Annotated in this window: 14 protein-coding genes; 2 read left to right on the top strand and 12 right to left on the bottom strand. The window is 38.4% G+C overall.

The window, feature by feature from the left end:
- The 5 genes from ubiE to udp form a co-directional block, all read right to left on the bottom strand.
- Positions 1-756: a bifunctional demethylmenaquinone methyltransferase/2-methoxy-6-polyprenyl-1,4-benzoquinol methylase UbiE gene (gene ubiE / locus DK858_RS07045; protein WP_006535554.1), complete on the bottom strand. Its 756-nt coding sequence runs from the start codon at positions 754-756 to the stop codon at positions 1-3.
- Positions 757-839: 83 nt separating this feature from the next.
- Positions 840-2,180, bottom strand: coding sequence for a DNA recombination protein RmuC (rmuC, locus tag DK858_RS07040; RefSeq protein ID WP_109396786.1), 1,341 nt, complete (start codon positions 2,178-2,180; stop codon positions 840-842).
- 102 nt (positions 2,181-2,282) lie between these two features.
- Complete coding sequence (locus tag DK858_RS07035) at positions 2,283-2,813, bottom strand: DedA family protein (protein ID WP_109396785.1); 531 nt, start codon at positions 2,811-2,813, stop codon at positions 2,283-2,285.
- A 59-nt stretch (positions 2,814-2,872) separates the two neighbouring features.
- Positions 2,873-3,655, bottom strand: coding sequence for a tyrosine-protein phosphatase (locus DK858_RS07030; RefSeq protein ID WP_109396784.1), 783 nt, complete (start codon positions 3,653-3,655; stop codon positions 2,873-2,875).
- A gap of 147 nt (positions 3,656-3,802) precedes the next feature.
- The gene (gene udp, locus DK858_RS07025; RefSeq protein WP_023583501.1) at positions 3,803-4,561 is read right to left on the bottom strand and encodes a uridine phosphorylase; all 759 of its coding nucleotides are present in this window, start codon (positions 4,559-4,561) and stop codon (positions 3,803-3,805) included.
- Between the two features lie 953 nt (positions 4,562-5,514).
- Between udp and DK858_RS07020 the strand changes: the two genes are divergently transcribed.
- Positions 5,515-5,907 (top strand): YidB family protein, encoded by a 393-nt coding sequence (locus tag DK858_RS07020; protein WP_109396783.1) that lies wholly within the window; start codon positions 5,515-5,517, stop codon positions 5,905-5,907.
- Between the two features lie 79 nt (positions 5,908-5,986).
- Here DK858_RS07020 and DK858_RS07015 read toward each other — a convergent pair whose 3' ends face one another.
- Together DK858_RS07015 and metE are read right to left on the bottom strand one after the other, a co-directional pair.
- Positions 5,987-6,814 (bottom strand): hypothetical protein, encoded by an 828-nt coding sequence (locus DK858_RS07015; protein WP_109396782.1) that lies wholly within the window; start codon positions 6,812-6,814, stop codon positions 5,987-5,989.
- A gap of 187 nt (positions 6,815-7,001) precedes the next feature.
- The gene (gene metE / locus DK858_RS07010; RefSeq protein ID WP_109396781.1) at positions 7,002-9,275 is read right to left on the bottom strand and encodes a 5-methyltetrahydropteroyltriglutamate--homocysteine S-methyltransferase; all 2,274 of its coding nucleotides are present in this window, start codon (positions 9,273-9,275) and stop codon (positions 7,002-7,004) included.
- Between the two features lie 107 nt (positions 9,276-9,382).
- Here metE and metR point away from each other — a divergent pair, with 107 nt between their 5' ends.
- Positions 9,383-10,336 (top strand): HTH-type transcriptional regulator MetR, encoded by a 954-nt coding sequence (gene metR / locus DK858_RS07005; RefSeq protein ID WP_109396780.1) that lies wholly within the window; start codon positions 9,383-9,385, stop codon positions 10,334-10,336.
- On the opposite strand, the gene DK858_RS07000 is transcribed toward metR, so the two are convergent.
- The 5 genes from DK858_RS07000 to DK858_RS06980 all read right to left on the bottom strand — a co-directional run bounded on the left by DK858_RS07000 (position 10,251) and on the right by DK858_RS06980 (position 17,084).
- A complete protein-coding gene (locus DK858_RS07000; RefSeq protein ID WP_109396779.1) occupies positions 10,251-11,123 on the bottom strand; it encodes a carboxylate/amino acid/amine transporter in 873 nt (290 codons plus the stop codon). The two genes, metR and DK858_RS07000, sit on opposite strands and share 86 nt — an antisense overlap.
- A gap of 2 nt (positions 11,124-11,125) precedes the next feature.
- A complete protein-coding gene (locus tag DK858_RS06995) occupies positions 11,126-12,775 on the bottom strand; it encodes a Na+/H+ antiporter (protein ID WP_072064506.1) in 1,650 nt (549 codons plus the stop codon).
- Positions 12,776-13,174: 399 nt separating this feature from the next.
- Positions 13,175-13,678 (bottom strand): GNAT family N-acetyltransferase, encoded by a 504-nt coding sequence (locus tag DK858_RS06990; RefSeq protein ID WP_109396778.1) that lies wholly within the window; start codon positions 13,676-13,678, stop codon positions 13,175-13,177.
- Positions 13,679-13,805: 127 nt separating this feature from the next.
- The gene (locus DK858_RS06985) at positions 13,806-15,152 is read right to left on the bottom strand and encodes an NCS2 family permease (RefSeq protein WP_099075192.1); all 1,347 of its coding nucleotides are present in this window, start codon (positions 15,150-15,152) and stop codon (positions 13,806-13,808) included.
- Positions 15,153-15,896: 744 nt separating this feature from the next.
- A complete protein-coding gene (locus tag DK858_RS06980) occupies positions 15,897-17,084 on the bottom strand; it encodes an MFS transporter (protein WP_109396777.1) in 1,188 nt (395 codons plus the stop codon).
- Positions 17,085-17,172: the final 88 nt, after the last annotated feature.

The raw sequence follows: 17,172 nt of genomic DNA, 5'->3' as shown, positions 1-17,172 counted from the left end.
TCAGAATTTAAATCCTTTGTGTAAGGCAACTATACCTCCAGTCATATTGGTATAGGTAACTTGATCAAATCCCGCTTCTTCCATCATACCTTTTAGCGTCTCTTGGTCAGGATGCATGCGAATTGATTCTGTTAAATAACGGTAACTTTCAGCATCATTCACAATCACTTGACCAATTTTCGGTAGGATATGAAAAGAGTAAGCGTCATAAATCTTGCTTAAAGGTTCAAGTACAGGTTTAGAAAATTCCAGCACCAGCAGGCGTCCACCTGGCTTTAATACACGGAACATTGAACGTAAAGCTTTTGCTTTATCGGTCACATTACGTAAGCCAAAGGAGATAGTGATGCAATCAAAATGATTATCAGGGAAAGGTAATTCTTCAGCATTCGCTTGTACATAGTTAACATTACCCACAATACCGTGATCGCGTAGCTTTTCACGTCCCATTTTCAACATTGAGTCATTAATATCAGCTAAAACAACTTCCCCATTTTCGCCCACAAGACGAGAGAATTTAGCCGTTAAATCACCCGTACCACCAGCAAGATCAAGAACACGTTGGTTACGTCTTACACCACTAGCTTCAATGGTATAACGTTTCCAAATCCGGTGAACACCAAATGACATCAAGTCATTCATTAAATCATACTTAGACGCGACAGAGTGAAAAACCCTTGCAACCATGGTTTGTTTATCATCTTTGTCAACGGTTTGGAAACCAAAATCTGTTGTTTCCTTTGTTTGTTGAGTCATATTATTTGCCCGCTAATTAATCAAAATTTAGTAAGTTCAGTACTGGTCGTTTTCAGAAGCCTTTATCTCTTTATTTTATCAAATCAATCAGATGCTGATTTTTCAATGAGATCATTATCAATCGTTTTTTTTATCTCAACCCCTAAGGATTTAAAGCCTTCCGCTTGACTGATAAGATTTCCACGACCTTCAGAGAGTTTTTTCATTGCTAATAAGTAGCCAGACTGCGCTTTTTGAATACTGTTTCCCAGCCCTTGCATATCATCAACGAAAAGTCTTAATTTGTCATACATTTTAGCCGCTCTGTCTGCAATTTCTTGTGCGTTTTGGCTCTGATATTCATAACGCCACAATGCAGCTATTGTACGTAAAGCAACAAGTAAAGTAGATGGCCCAACTAACATAATATTGTTTTTCAATGCTTCTTCTAGCAAGTCTGGAGAATGACCAATTGCAACAAGATAAGCGGGCTCAATAGGTATAAACATTAAAACATAGTCTAAAGACGTTACACCCGGTAGTTTATGATAATCTTTTACACTCAATCCTTTAATATGCGCTTTAATTGAGTTCACATGCGCATAAAGCGCTTGTTTACGTTCATTATCGTTATCACTACTAAAATACTTTTCATATGCCACCAGCGACATTTTAGCGTCGATAATAACATCTCTGCCATGAGGTAGATGCACTATTACATCAGGTTGATAGCGACTACCATTTTCATGTCGAATACTTACCTGTGTTTCAAACTCATGGCCTTCACGTAATCCCGAAGACTCTAATATACGTGCTAATACCGTTTCGCCCCAGTTACCTTGAACTTTATTATCCCCTTTTAGGGCATTAGTTAAGTTAACCGCTTCTTGTGCCATTTTTACATTCAATTGTTGGAGCTGACGAATTTCATGAACCAAAGTATGTCGCTCTCTAGCTTCTTGCCCAAAACCCTCTTGAACTTGTCGTCGAAAGCTTTCGAGTTGTTCACGAAATGGTGAAAGTAAATGTGTTAATCCTTGACGATTTAACTCTTCAGCTTTACGCCCACTCTGTTCGAAAATGCGATTAGCTAAGTTCTCAAATTGTGTAGCAAGCCGTTGTTCGCTGTTCATTAATAATCGCTGTTTTTCCTCTGCGGATATTCGGCTTTCTTCCCAACGAGTTGTCACTTCTCTTAATTCAGCTTCTTGAGAAGTAATAATTTCTCTCTGAGTGCGTAATTCTTGCTCAAGCTGTTCTATATGTTGTTGTAAAGAGGGGATAATCACCGCTTTTTCTTGGGCGATAGCAAGCTGCGTATAATTTTCACGTAGCATGGTTTCTTTATCGGATAAACGTTGTTGAACAGACCACCATACCAGCGCGCCACCAACAAGTACCCCACCTAATAAACCAATGATCCCATATAACAACTGAATATCCACTAAAGTGACCTTTTTACTTTCCAGCGGGCTACGTTAAAACGCATAGGTAATATTGTCTAGCAACAATTTATATCATGACTTGATTTGCGATAAAGGACGCAGTTATCCCATCCATTTGGCAAGCCATTGCAAACCAAAAGCACCGGGTGCCAAAATACCAAAAGCCCAAATCATAGCTGATGTAAAATTAGCCATTTGAAAATAACGTTGTGGCATTGCACAAATACCCGCCACTAACGGAACAATTGCACGAAAAGGCCCAAAAAATCGCCCAATAAACACCCCCCAAATTCCCCAACGATTAAAGAATTGATGACCTCTAACCAATGTTTGTGGTGAGCGTGAAATTGGCCACAAATTTCTCACTCCTTCTTTATAGTGAAATCCTATCCAATACGATACCCAATCACCAAAGAAAGCTCCTAATGCAGCAGCAAGCCAAATCGGCCAGAAAAACAGACCACTCTCACCGATTAAGGCGCCTAATCCCAATAAAATAACCGTGGCAGGAATAAGCAATGAGATAAACGCGAGTGATTCACCAAAAGCAAGAAAAAACACGATTGGAATCGCCCAAATTTCGTGCTCTTTTACAAAGAGAGTGATGGTATGAATAATATCTTGTACTGTCAAAATAGAGGGCCTTATATTCGGTTAACCTAAATAATATTAACCGAATATAAATTACTTTATTATTCGAGAAAATAATTTTGTAGGGCATCTCGGCTAGAAGCATCTAAACCGATATCTTTTTCTAGCCAAGTATCAACATTACCATAATGCTGATTAATACTGGCCAATGCCGTTTGCAAAAACTCTTCTTGTACTGAGTAAACATAGGCAAATTTATCAACAATGTTATCACTCATTGTTTTGGCATGTTCTTCTAAAAGATAAGCGCGATAAGGCGCTAATGTTTCATTAGTAAGCAAATAATCTTCCATCACCACATCTAAAGATGCACCAAGAGCAAATAACACTAAAGCAGAGCCAACACCTGTTCTGTCTTTGCCTACCGCACAGTGTTGCACAACGCCCCCTTTTTCAGGTTGCTTTAATAACGTAGCTAATTGTTTATAGGCAGGATTATTAATGGGTAATAATTTATATAACTGAAACATAAAGGCTTTAGCATCAAATTGCTCAAGTATTTCAGGTGTCAACTTTTCAAGGTTTGCAGAAACTTCTTTGGATAATGGGTTTGCAGGAGCATGATAATATTGTGCTCCTTCCCAGACTCGGTCTGGTTTATCAACGATTTCCCCACTATCACGATAATCAATGATTTGAAAAAGATTTTTATCAATGAGCAGAGATTGGTCTGTATTGGTTAATCTATCCAGTGAGCCAGAGCGAAAGAGCATTCCGGGTCTAATCACACCACCATTACTCAACTTTTTACCGCCTAGATCACGAAAGTTAATTCCGCCAACTAAAGGCAACACCGAAGGATGTGTTTGTAAGATATCAGTCATAATGCCTCTTCTCATTGTTGTATTGTTAAGACCTTAAAGACCTTAACAGAAATCATTGTCTGTTAATACATTAACGTGATGAATTACCATACAAAAAAGCCCTTAATACCTAGGTATTAAGGGCTTTCATAATTGATTAAAAAAAACTTATTTCATTAAAATACGAGCGGCTTCGATAACAATACCGAGTGCATTATTTTCAGTTTTCTTCAGTAATTCCGCATCTGGAATTTCTTGTTGAGTACGGTTTACGATAACACCTGCAACCATACCTGCGCGTAAACCTTGGCTTGCACACATTGTCAGTAATGTTGCTGATTCCATTTCATAGTTCATTACGCCCATTTCTTGCCACTCTTTCATAGAGCCTTTGAAACGACGAACAACGCGACCTGTATAGGTGTCGTAACGTTCCTGTCCTGGGTAGAATGTATCTGAAGATGCTGTAACACCTACATGTACAGTTGAGCCATTGTCTTTAGCCGCTTTGTACAGTGCATTCATACATTCAAAATCAGAAACAGCTGGGAATTCCATTGGTGCGAAATGTAAGCTTGCACCATCTAAACGAACCGCCGCCGTAGTCACAAGAATATCACCTACATTGATATGTTCTTGAATTGCACCGGTTGTACCAATACGTAAGAAAGTGCGGATACCTAGCTGTGCTAATTCTTCAACTGCGATAGAGGTAGATGGACCACCGATACCTGTTGAGCAAACAATAACAGCTTTGCCATCAATTTCGCCACGCCACGACGTGTATTCACGTAAAGAAGCCAGATGAACTGGGTTATCCATTAATTTTGCAATTTTTTCAACACGCTTAGGATCACCTGGAACAATTGCTAAAGTGGCACCCTGTAGGTCATTTTTGGTTAAACCTAAGTGAAATACATCAGACATATCGGACTCCTCAATGGGACAAAACCAATGATCATTAAATTAAGACTTACTTTATCAGCTTTACAGACCTTTTTAGTGACCAATATCACCTACAAGGTTCCAAACAAAGTAATAATTTCATAAAATTGTGATTATTATCACGAAATGTGACGTTCGAAATACATTCTCAGCAAATACACTACCAATATTTGCTCACTTCAATCATTCAAGATAGTCATGCATCCATCCTAATTAATCAGTATAGATGCAATAAACATCTTATCGAATATAAATACCCAAATACCAAATATATACTCTAAATAATTCAGTATGTGACTAGTGCGTATGAACGCCGTCAACAACGGCGATTAATTAAAAGTCGACGAGTAGGTACTCTAAATAATTCAAGATGTCGCTAGGCGACAAGTGAATGAGTCGCTAGGAGCATACAGTCGTATGTGGCTAGTGCTAATGAACGAAGTCAAAAACGCGATTAATTAAAAGTCGACGAGTAGGTACTCTAAATAATTCAAGATGTCGCTAGGCGACAAGTGAATGAGTCGCTAGGAGCATACAGTCGTATGTGACTAGTGCGAATGAACGAAGTCAACAACGCGATTAATTAAAAGTCGACGAGTAGATACTCTAAATAATTCAAGATGTCGCTAGGCGACAAGTGAATGAGTCGCTAGGAGCATACAGTAGTATGTGACTAGTGCGAATGAACGAAGTCAACAACGCGATTAATTAAACGTCGACGAGTAGATACTCTAAATAATTCAAGATGTCGCTAGGCGACAAGTGAATGAGTCGCTAGGAGCATACAGTAGTATGTGACTAGTGCGAATGAACGAAGTCAACAACGCGACAGCTTGAAGTATGACGAGTAACTTGAAGTATAACGAGTATAACGCGTACACTACCCGCCCTTAAAAAACATCTAATGTGACAAACACATCGTCACTGGAGTGAATATGAGCTTATTTAACCAAATTGCGAACCTATTAGGTGGCGAAAAAATCAATCAATATAAAACTGTCCTTGAGTGGATTGGATCTCAAGGTGGTATTGAAGGCTTAATAAAGCAATTTGATGCAGCGGGTTTAAGTGAGCTTATTCAATCTTGGATAAGCACAAATACAAATTTACCTATCAGTGCTGAACAAATCGTAGCCGTTTTTTCATTACCTGTTATTAACGAACTTGCGTCAAAAATTAATTTAAATGCGACAGAAGCGTCTGAAATGGCGGCACAATATCTACCTAAATTAATTGATAAAGTCACACCAGATGGCGTTGTACCTAAAGACTTAGATTTAGTCAGTGCGGGGATGGATATTTTAAAAGCAAAAATTTTCGGTGGCTAAATAAGCAGATCGTCTTAATGCGTTTTCCCTTACATCCCAATAAGAGAAAACGCATCACTATCTTAATAATTGAAACGAATTACAGCAAACCTTCTTCAATCAACGCTTCATGAAAACGTTGCTTCTCTTCAGGTGTTGCCTGAATACGCTCTAAAGGTACATCCAGAGCATAAGGAATATTCTGTTGTGGTGAATAAACGGCTAATACGTAGGTATTTCCATTTTGCTCAATCACAATAGGAGGTGTTTTCTTATTCCCTGAATAAGCAATACGAATATCTTTACCATCTAAATTAAGATGATAAGTGGCAATAAATTGCTTATTACTCACAACCATTTTTGCAGGAACAGCGATTAATTTTAAAGGTTGCGTTCCCACTGATAATAATGCTTTTCTCACTTTACTTGTCAGTATTTGACGATAAATAAAAAATATCACACAAAAACCAAATAATCCGACAAAAATAATCGTGCTAATTAAACGAAGCCAAATATTATCTATCGCCACATCAACAGTCATTTTACTTAGATCATTTGCATCAGCGACAGGTTCAACTAACACATCTTTAGGACCTAAATCTAAAAAAGTAAAATTACGCGAAACTTCATTGCCTTTATAATTTAAATCAACACTACAGTTAGTAAGAACAAAGAGTTGAGAACGACAAGAACCTTTAACTGTGGCATCAACAGGAACTGCATTCTCACTAATTTTATAGTCATAAAGAATATTCGGAATTTGGTAAGCACTAAATATCGTCAGTACCAACATGGTGATCACTAAAAACAAGGAGCGAAATAGTCCACCATCTCCTCTTAGTGGAACTAATTTCAAAGGTCGAGTTGGAAAAGCATCTAATACTTTATCCGAAAGTTGAATGCTCGTTTGCACAATAATTATATCCATAAAAAATAGAGAGTTTTCGCAGTATAGCAACTCTCAAAAATATCAATAATAAGATTTTCTCTAAGTTTTAATTTATACCTATCCTTTTCGTTTTATATAGAATTAACCTGTTATCTTAATTAGTCATTTAGCAAAATAAGACAATATAGATAACAGGCTAATTAACAGGCTAATCAGTAATTAATGATTATGCGTTTTGACGTAAATATTTAGCAGCTTCAACCATATTTGCTAATGCTGCGCGTGTTTCAGTCCAGCCTCGTGTTTTTAATCCACAGTCTGGATTTACCCATAAACGCTCTGCAGGAATACGTGATTGCGCTTTTCTTAATAATCCAACAATCCATTCCACATTAGGCACATTAGGTGAGTGAATATCGTAAACTCCTGGCCCAATTTCATTTGGATAATCAAAATGCTCGAAAGCTTCTAACAGCTCCATATCTGAACGTGATGTCTCAATAGTAATAACATCTGCATCCAAGGCCGCAATAGATCCCATGATGTCATTAAATTCGCAATAACACATATGTGTGTGGATTTGTGTTTCATCATCAGCAATCGCGGCACTTAATTTAAAAGCATCCACTGCCCAATCAAGATAAGCCTGCCACTCATTACGACGTAATGGTAATCCTTCACGTAATGCTGGCTCATCAATTTGAATAATACCAATACCTGCTTTTTGCAAATCATCCACTTCATCACGTAGTGCTAACGCGATCTGTTTTGCAATCGTTTCACGCGTCACATCTTCACGAGGGAAAGACCAACATAGAATTGTCACGGGGCCTGTTAACATGCCTTTGACTGGCTTTTCCGTTAACGACTGCGCGTAAGTTGCCCAATCCACGGTAATGGGGGCTGGGCGACTAATGTCACCAATAATCACAGGTGGTTTTACACAACGTGAACCATAGCTTTGTACCCAGCCATTTTGTGTAAATACATAACCATCAAAATGCTCACCGAAATACTCCACCATGTCATTACGTTCTGCTTCACCATGAACTAATACATCAAGGCCAAGGTTTTCTTGTTCAGATATTGCCTGCTTAATATGTTCACTAATATTTGTACGATAAGCAGCCGTATCGATACGCCCTTTCTTAAAATCTAAACGGACAGTACGAATTTCAGTTGTTTGTGGGAATGAGCCAATCGTAGTGGTTGGCCATAATGGCAAATTAAACCGTGCACGTTGTACTTCTGCACGTTGGGTATAAGGTGAATGTCTTTCACTATCTTGCGCTTCAATTGCCTGTAAACGAGCTGCAACTTTTGCATTATGTACACGAGTCGAGTGCTGACGTTGACGAATTGGTGCACTGTACTGTGCTAGTTGTTCATCATACTCACCTTCTGGTGCATTCAATGCCTTAGCTAACAGAGCGACTTCTTCACATTTCTGAACAGCAAAAGCGAACCAGCTTTTTACTTCATCATCAAGTTTCGTCTCTGCATTCAAATCAATTGGACTATGTAGTAATGAACAGGATGTTCCGATCCACAAGGAACGTTTATCTTTTAGCGCAATCACTTGCTGATAACGTTCACTTAAATCTGCTTTCCAAACATTTCGACCATTAATGGCACCCAATGACAACACCCAATCATTAGGTAATGCTTGATGTAAGTGTTGCAAATCATCTCGCCCTGCTGAAATATCAACATGAAGCCCATTAACAGGTAAGTTTTTAATAATATCAAGATGGTGAGAAATACCATCAAAATAGGTCGTCAGCAGTAATTTAACTTGTCCCGTTAATGCCTGATAAGCTGTTTGATACGCATTTTGCCATTCAACAGGTAAATCCAGTACCAAAGCCGGCTCATCAATTTGTACCCACTCAATACCTTTCTCTTTTAAGGCATTAAGAACTTGTTGATAGATAGGGAGAATTTCTTTTAAAAGCGTTAATTTATCAAATTCAGGCCCTTTCACTTTGCCTAACCAAAGATAAGTCACAGGCCCCAGTAACACTGGTTTTATTTTATGACCAAGAGCTAATGCTTCATCCACTTCATCTAATAACTCTTTCCATGCAAAGGTAAATGATTGACCTTGTTGGAATTCCGGTACGATATAGTGATAGTTAGTATTAAACCATTTCGTCATTTCAGATGCCGCAACAGGTTTACCTGTCGGTGCTCTACCTCGAGCCACTCTAAATAAAGTATCAAGATCGAGTGTGCCATCTTCATTACGATGACGGGGAGGTACGTTACCTAACAGTAAGCTAGTTCCTAAAACTTGGTCATACCAAGCAAAATCACCAACAGGGAGTAATTCAACACCCGCATCGGCTTGTTGTTGCCAATGACGAGCACGAAGCGCTTTACCCACAGCCACCAATTCTTCCTGTGAAATCTTACCTGCCCAATAATTTTCTTGCGCCTTTTTTAGCTCTCTGTTTAAGCCAATACGAGGGAAACCTAATGTGTGATTACGAATGGTCATAATAAAAAATCCTATTTTTAGCCGTCTAGATGTTTACACATCCATAATCTACAGGTAGTGTATAAATCACAAGCGCAAATTTTTCATTAACAACCTGAAGGTTTCTCATGATAGAAATAAAACACTTAAAAACGATATTGGCACTAAAGCACACCGGCTCTCTTGCCAATGCAGCAAATCAGTTGCATCAAACACAATCGGCCCTTTCGCATCAATTCAGTGAATTAGAGCATCGTCTTGGTTATCGAATTTTTGTGCGTAAAAGCCAACCACTGCGTTTCACCCCACAAGGAGATGTGTTGGTTAAATTAGCAGAAGAAGTATTGCCTATCGTTCGTAGAGCGCTCGATACATGTAATGAACCGGGGAGTGTGAATTTGAACATTGCTATTGAATGCCACAGTTGTATTCAATGGTTAACGCCTGCATTACAGCAATATCGCCAAACATGGCCTGAAGTGACTGTCGATTTTCATTCCGGGGTAACGTTTGATCCACAACCAGCATTATTACAGCGTGAATTAGATGTTGTGCTGACATCAGATATTTCAGATGATCCTCGTTTGCACTACACACCGCTGTTTGACTATGAAGTAAAATTGGTTTTATCTCCAGATCATCCTCTTGCTAATCGCTTACATATTCAGCCACAAGATTTAATTGCAGAAACCTTATTTATTTATCCCGTACAAAGAGAGCGCTTTGATGTATGGCGCCATTTTTTACAACCGGCGGGGATCACTCCAAATTTTAAACATGTTGATAATACGCTGTTGTTAATTCAAATGGTTGCAGCCGGTATGGGAATTGCTGCATTACCTCATTGGGCTGTTGAGAATTTTGAAAAACAAGGATTAGTAGTTACAAAAACATTAGGCGAGGGATTATGGAGCCGATTATATGCTGCTAACCGTCTTGGAGAGCAACATCAACCGGCAATCAGAGAGTTTATTCGCTTATCAGGCCAACATGCGGTTAACAATCTTCCTTTTGTAAAGCAGGTCGGCGTATCCAGCGTCGATGGATCCAAAGTGATGCAACGATCAGGCTCGCGCCTATGATAAAACTTGGCCAATTTGGATGTTGCTGCCAAATAGAAAAATTCACTAATAATCCTGCTGGAACCATCATGTTATTCATAATAGCTAAGGTTCCAGCATCAACTTGTGTGGCACCATAGTTCCACATGAAATACCCTATTCCAGAAGCCCCCACTCCTAACCAGAGTAAAACACCCCATTGTAGTGATGTTGTTGGCATTTTCTGCCAATCGGCAAAACACAATGCTCCAACTAATGAAACCACAACAGCACCAAGATAAAACCAAGAAAATGCATGATGTTGTGGAATAGGATGCACTTCCATTAATCGTTTATAACCCACTTGACCAATAGCAAAGAAAATATTCGCTAATTGAACTAATAACAATCCATACCAAAAATCATCACTTAAATGATCATAACGAATGATTGCCGCACCTAATACCGCTAATAATGAGCTAAATGCATAACCCCAACGTAATTTCTGACGCTCTAATAAATCATAAATTAACGTGACATAAAGCGGTGTTAATACAGTAAAAAGTAAAAATTCTGCAACAGTCAAATAGTTATAAGCGTGGAAGACGAAGAGATACATAATGCCGAGTTGGCAGGCTCCCACAAGCATATAAAGCAAAATCACCTTAAAGCGGATCCCCTTCCAACGTAAGAAAGGTAAAAAGACCAAAGCCGCCAAAGAAACGCGTATCAGGACAGAGAGCCAGCTATCAACCTGACCCGCGAGATACTCGCCGATCAGGCTAAAAGAGGCTGCCCATAGTAGTGTTGTAATAACAAGCAACCACATAATTAACTATCTTTCTCTACTAACAATGCTTCCATTAAATCCAACTCATGTAGCAATAATTGGAGCGTTTCATTACTGATTTTTCTCGTCGCTCTTAAATGGTATAGTTCACCACGCTCAGCACGTAATGCCGTTAAACGAAAACGTCTTTCGAGATCTTCCTCTAACGCGTTATGGAGCATCTCATCTTGATCCGCAGTACGACGTCTTAAATATCCCGTAACACGAGAAGCAACCTCATTAATTTCTTCCGCATCCAACTGCTCTTCAGTACTTGCAGCTAAGCGCTCTTCCATTTTATTCAGACTGACAATTGCCACTTCTGCCATCACTTTCCGTGCATAGCGAACTTCATTTTTATCTGCTTCTTTATCAGTTGTCTTCACGCCTTTTAATAGGAAAGGAAGTGAAATGATACCGACTAAAATCGACAGTAAAATAACACCAGCAGCAATAAAGATAATTTGATAACGTCCTGGGAAAGTGCTGCCATCAGTTAAAAAGAGTGGAATAGAAAGCGCACCTGCAAGCGTAATAGCACCACGAACACCTGCAAATGACGATAACCACAACTCACGCGTTGTATAATTAGCGAAATCAAGTGGATGCTTTTTCATAAAGATCCGGCTAGTTTTCTTCATTAGCCATAACCACGTAAATCGCAGAAGTAGCAGTGCAAAGTAGATAACGAAAACTGCCGCAAACAACATCCAGACTTCAACTTCTGGGTCAAGATCTGCTTGAATAACAGAGCTCGTCCAAATAATAGGAAGCTGTAAGCCTAGCATGATAAAGACAAGGCCGTTAAAGACAAATTCAAGCATTGACCACACGCTATCAGCACGTAAACGCATCGCAAGAGGCGCATTCCTGATAACGCCAGATTTACTGATAGTCATACCGGCGGCAACAGCCGCTAAAATACCAGAAAAACCAATATGCTCGGCAATAAGGTAAGAGGCAAAAGGTAACAACAACATAAAGACGATTTGTGTAGCTGGATCGTCTCCGCTCCAACGGCTCATCAATCGTAAAGATTTACTGTAAATTAAGGTGACACCGATACCTGCCAGTAATCCACCTATGGCAACTTTGAAAAACTCAAGGGTTGCACCACCAACAGTAAACACCATCGTGCCCATAGCCACAGCAACCGCAAATTTCAAGGCCACCAGACCCGAAGCATCATTCATTAATGCTTCACCTTCTAAGATACCCATTATTCGCTTAGGTATTCGCCCTTTACCGACAATAGAAGAGAGTGCGACCGCGTCCGTTGGCGAAAGTACTGCCGCCAACGCAAATGCCGAGATAAGAGGAATACTTGGCATCATCCAATAAATCAGATAACCGATACCCACAACGGTCACCATGACTAAAACAAGCACTAGAATAAAAATCTCACGCCCATTTTGGATAAATTCTCGTGTCGGTGTTTTCCAACCATCAACAAACAGTAAAGGTGGGATCAATAGAACGAGGAATAATTCAGGATCAAAAGTGACATGTAAACCAAACTGAGGCCATGCCAATAAAGCCCCTATCACAATCTGTATTAATGGTAACGGAACACGAAAGGGAATTAATTTTGTGATAACTCCCGAAACTGAAACCACCAGTATTAAAATCAAAATAGTAAAGAAAATTTCCATGTTACCCTTACATGCCTATTTTTATCCTGAAACCAGCCATTTTCCCCTGATAAACGGGAAACCTACCGAACGATAAAGAAACGTATTATGTAAAATTCGCGCATCGTACCTTTCTTTATCTATGTATCTATGCTTATTTTAAACTGAACCCACATAGACTCTGTGAGAATATTTAAAAATTAAGATTAATCGTATCTAACACCGCACATTGTACACAATTTATTGCTCTCTATTTATTAACGGCATTAATTCTAGAAAGCATACGTTTTTATTTCTCTTTTTCAGTCTAAGCAATGTAATAGACCGTATAAAAACGTAAAACGTTAAGTAATTAAATAAAAAATCATAGATAAATAACAATTACGATTAAATTTGAGAGCTAACCCGTAATGCTAATGATTATTCAATTGTTCTTAACATCGACATCATAACAACATCACAATATTTACCGTCTCTAAAAGCCGCTTTACGGCGTACACCTTCAACTTCAAAACCTAGTTTCTTATACAGATGCAAACCTCTTTCGTTGTCTGAATACACTTCTAATTCTAATCGTGTGGCAGCTAACCAATTGAAAGCATAATCAATTGCTGTCTTGATAAGTAATTTACCAACACCTTTTCCTGAGTATTCAGCGCCAACACCAATACCAAAACTTACAACATGGCGACGACGAGGGTGATTATCTATTATCAGAGCTAAATGCCCCACCACTTGATCATCAATAGTTGCAACAAAATTAGGAATATTTTGCTCTGAAAATTCAAGTAATCTTTTTTTCCACATCGTGACTGAAGGATAAGGAAATTGGCAAGTGCAAATATATAAATCGGGATGAGTATATAGCTGTTGAATTGCTAATGCGTCGTCAAGTTCGCCATGGCGTATTTTTATTTCTTGCATATATTCTACCAAAAATTTAATCACTAGGCTTAATTTCGACAATAGCGAATAAAAGTAGATAAATAAATAGCAAAAAGGCGGAATAAAAATATATTCCGCCTTTTGTCTTTAAAACCGATTATTTAAATTAAATTGCCCACTCACCCGCATAAAATGCCACTAGAGCAATAGTAATTAAGACTGTACCAATATTGAGTTTACGCCATTCACCTGCAAATATACGACCAATAACCAAACAGCCGAAACCTAACATAATACCGGTGACAATATTACACGTTAAAACAATAAATACAGCGCACACCATGCCTGACATTGCATCAACAAAATCACTAAAATCTAACTTAGTAACATTACCTAGCATCAATAAACCGACATACATTAATGCTGGCGCCGTTGCGTAAGCGGGAACTAAATAAGAGAGAGGCGATAAGAAAAGGATCAATAAAAATAAAATACCAACTACTGTGGCGGTTAATCCTGTTTTACCACCAGCAGCTGTTCCTGCAGCTGATTCAACATAAACCGCAGCAGGTGCTGCACCAATAACGCCCGCAAAAATGCTACTCACAGAGTCAGAAGTCAGCGCTTTTCCGCCATTAATAATTTGCCCACGTTTATCTAATAAATTTGCTTGACCTGCAACAGCACGAATAGTTCCAGTGGCATCAAAAATAGCCGTCATTACTAACGCAAGAACACTCGGTAATACTAAAGGTTGTAAGGCACCTTTAATATCCATCGCAAACAATAAAGAAAGTCCATCCTCACCCAATTGAGGCATTTTAAAGATCCCTTGATATTTCACATTAGGATCAAAAATAAGACCAATAATCGAAATAGCCACAATCACTAATAGAACGCCACCGGGTACTTTACGTTTTTCTAATCCGAAAATAGCTGCTAACCCAGCGAGTGACATCAGAACAGAAAATGACGTAAATTTCCCCATAGCGACAGGTAAACCATCAAATGGGTTTTTAACCACTAATCCAACACTGTTTGCTGCAATTAAAAGCAGAAAAAGCCCGATCCCTATTCCCGCACCATGCGCAATCCCTATTGGAATATTTTTTAAGATCCAAGTACGAATGCCTGTTAATGAGAAAACGGTAAATAAACATCCCATTAAAAATACGGCACCTAACGCAACGGGTACAGAGATATTTTGTCCCAAGACCAAGCTAAAAGCGGTAAATGCTGTTAAGGAAATAGCACAACCAATTGCCATAGGAAGATTTGCCCACAAACCCATTAGAAGAGAGCCCAATCCCGCGACTAAACAGGTTGCAATAAAAACCGCTGTATGTGGAAAACCGGCTTGCCCTAACATACTAGGAACAACAATCACGGAGTACACCATAGCTAGAAATGTCGTCAAACCTGCGATCATTTCTTTGCGAACAGTTGTGCCACGTGCTGTAAGTTTAAAATAGCTATCCAGTTTACCTGTGCTTGCTGATTGATTAGCAGACATTACATTCCTCTGACATAAAAACGGTTCACTCTCCAAAAAACGAAAACGATTACGTATCAATTAGAATAGCCTCTTATTGATAAATAATCTTAAGAGGGAGTCAAAAAGCAAACGTTTGGTTTTTCGTGTGGATTGAGTGAGAGAATTTGACGCAAACGATTATCTGGTGATTTTAGGGTAAGAATCAAGTGAAAAAATACATTTTTAATAAAAATGTCATAAAAAGATAGTTTAAAGTTAGAAAAACAGAAAAAGAGGAAAGCAGTTACCTACTTTCCTCATTATTCTACTTTTGTACAATTATCTAATATCATACTTATCTCACAGTAGAAAATATCTTAATCAATTGTTTTTATTGAATTTATATTACTCATTACGATGACTAGGTATATCTATCTATTATTAGTAACTTTAATAAGTTACTTAGATAAATAATACCTCCCGTTCCCAATGTGTGGCGATTAATGATTTGCAGTATTCATTATTTTTATCTGAAGATAAGCTTATCTTCTACTTCTAACGTTAGATGAATAAATGCTGTTTTAGCAAACCGTTTTCTGTTTTGTATAAGCATTTCTAGATTATTCTTAATAAATTTTAAAATAAGCGAAATTACGAAAGATAATTATAACCATTTATAGAAAACAAGAAGATAAGATCTTAATATTTAGAAATCGAGAAAAGAAAGGCTTCCTCTATCGCACTCCTATCTTCTAAATAGAATACGATAGAGAAGAAATAACATTAAGATGGGCTATTATTGAGTGTTTTAACCCCTTGGTTCCAACGTTCCATCGTTGAAACTAAGAATAAACCCGTCATAGCAACCAATAAGAATGGTAGTGAAGATGATGAAATTTCAGACATCGCCCCCGCCAGCAAAGGCCCTGCTAAATTACCAATCCCCCATAACATCGCAGCTGATGCATTAGCGACCATCAGATCATTACCTGAGAAGTATTGCCCAATTTGTACCAACGCAATGGTGTATATCGCACCGGCTGTTGCACCTAATACCAGTAATAAAGGCCAAATCAAAAATGTATGGGACATCATGATAGGTAGTAATAAGCTTGCTAGTAAAGTCACTACACCGCAAACTCGATATAACCGCGTTCTGTTCATATGATCAGCAAGCCAACCAAATGGCATTTGCATAATGGCATCACCCGCTAAAATAGCGCTTATCATCATTGCCGCAATAGCTTCAGTATGCCCTACACTTAAGCCATAAATAGGAAACATTGAAAGCACGGTGCCATCAAAAAAAGCAAAGAAAACAATTCCACCACAGATTGCTGGCGCAACTTTAACAAAGTGGATAATAGAAAAATTAGGCTCTTGCGTATCTTTTGGTAGTTTATCTCCGGTTTTCTGATCCATCATTAAAAATAGAACAATAGAGATAATATGAATAAAAACACTAATTAAAATCGGTGTCTTATCTGCAACCCCATACAACGCAATAATTGAAGGTCCTAATAACTGACTAATCGTAAATACCGTGGTATATACCGCTAAAATCCGCCCACGTTTATTATCTGGTGAAAGCTCATTAATCCATGTTTCTCCTAAACAAATCATCACACCACTGGCAATACCCGTGATTAATCGTAAAGGAAATAGCAACTCTAGAGGTAAACTTCCCATTAAGGGTAATAAACTTATTGCAGAAATAATGGTTGCTAATAGCATGGCAAAGCGTTTACCGATCCATTGGACAATACGCCGAGCAAAGGGGGAAATAATTAACATTCCAATAGCGGGTGCTGCGGAAATAAGCCCAATAATAGACTCATTAATACCCACTAAATTAAGGCGCAGTGCCACCATAGGAATAGTTAATCCGATAACAATTCCGATAACCCCAATGCTTACCGTGATAGTTGTTATCGCAAAAACTTCAGATTGGCGATAATTTTGATGTGACATGTTGTTTTGTTTCTGCAAATAACAGAAACCTCTGTAATAAAAGGAAGGTGGTTAAATAAAATATTGTTGTATTATAGGGGATAAGAAA

Source organism: Proteus faecis, from assembly GCF_003144395.1.
Classification (GTDB): Bacteria; Pseudomonadota; Gammaproteobacteria; order Enterobacterales; family Enterobacteriaceae; genus Proteus; species Proteus faecis.
The sequence above is the reverse complement of the archived record's forward strand: the minus strand, read 5'-3'. Positions and strand labels throughout refer to the sequence as shown.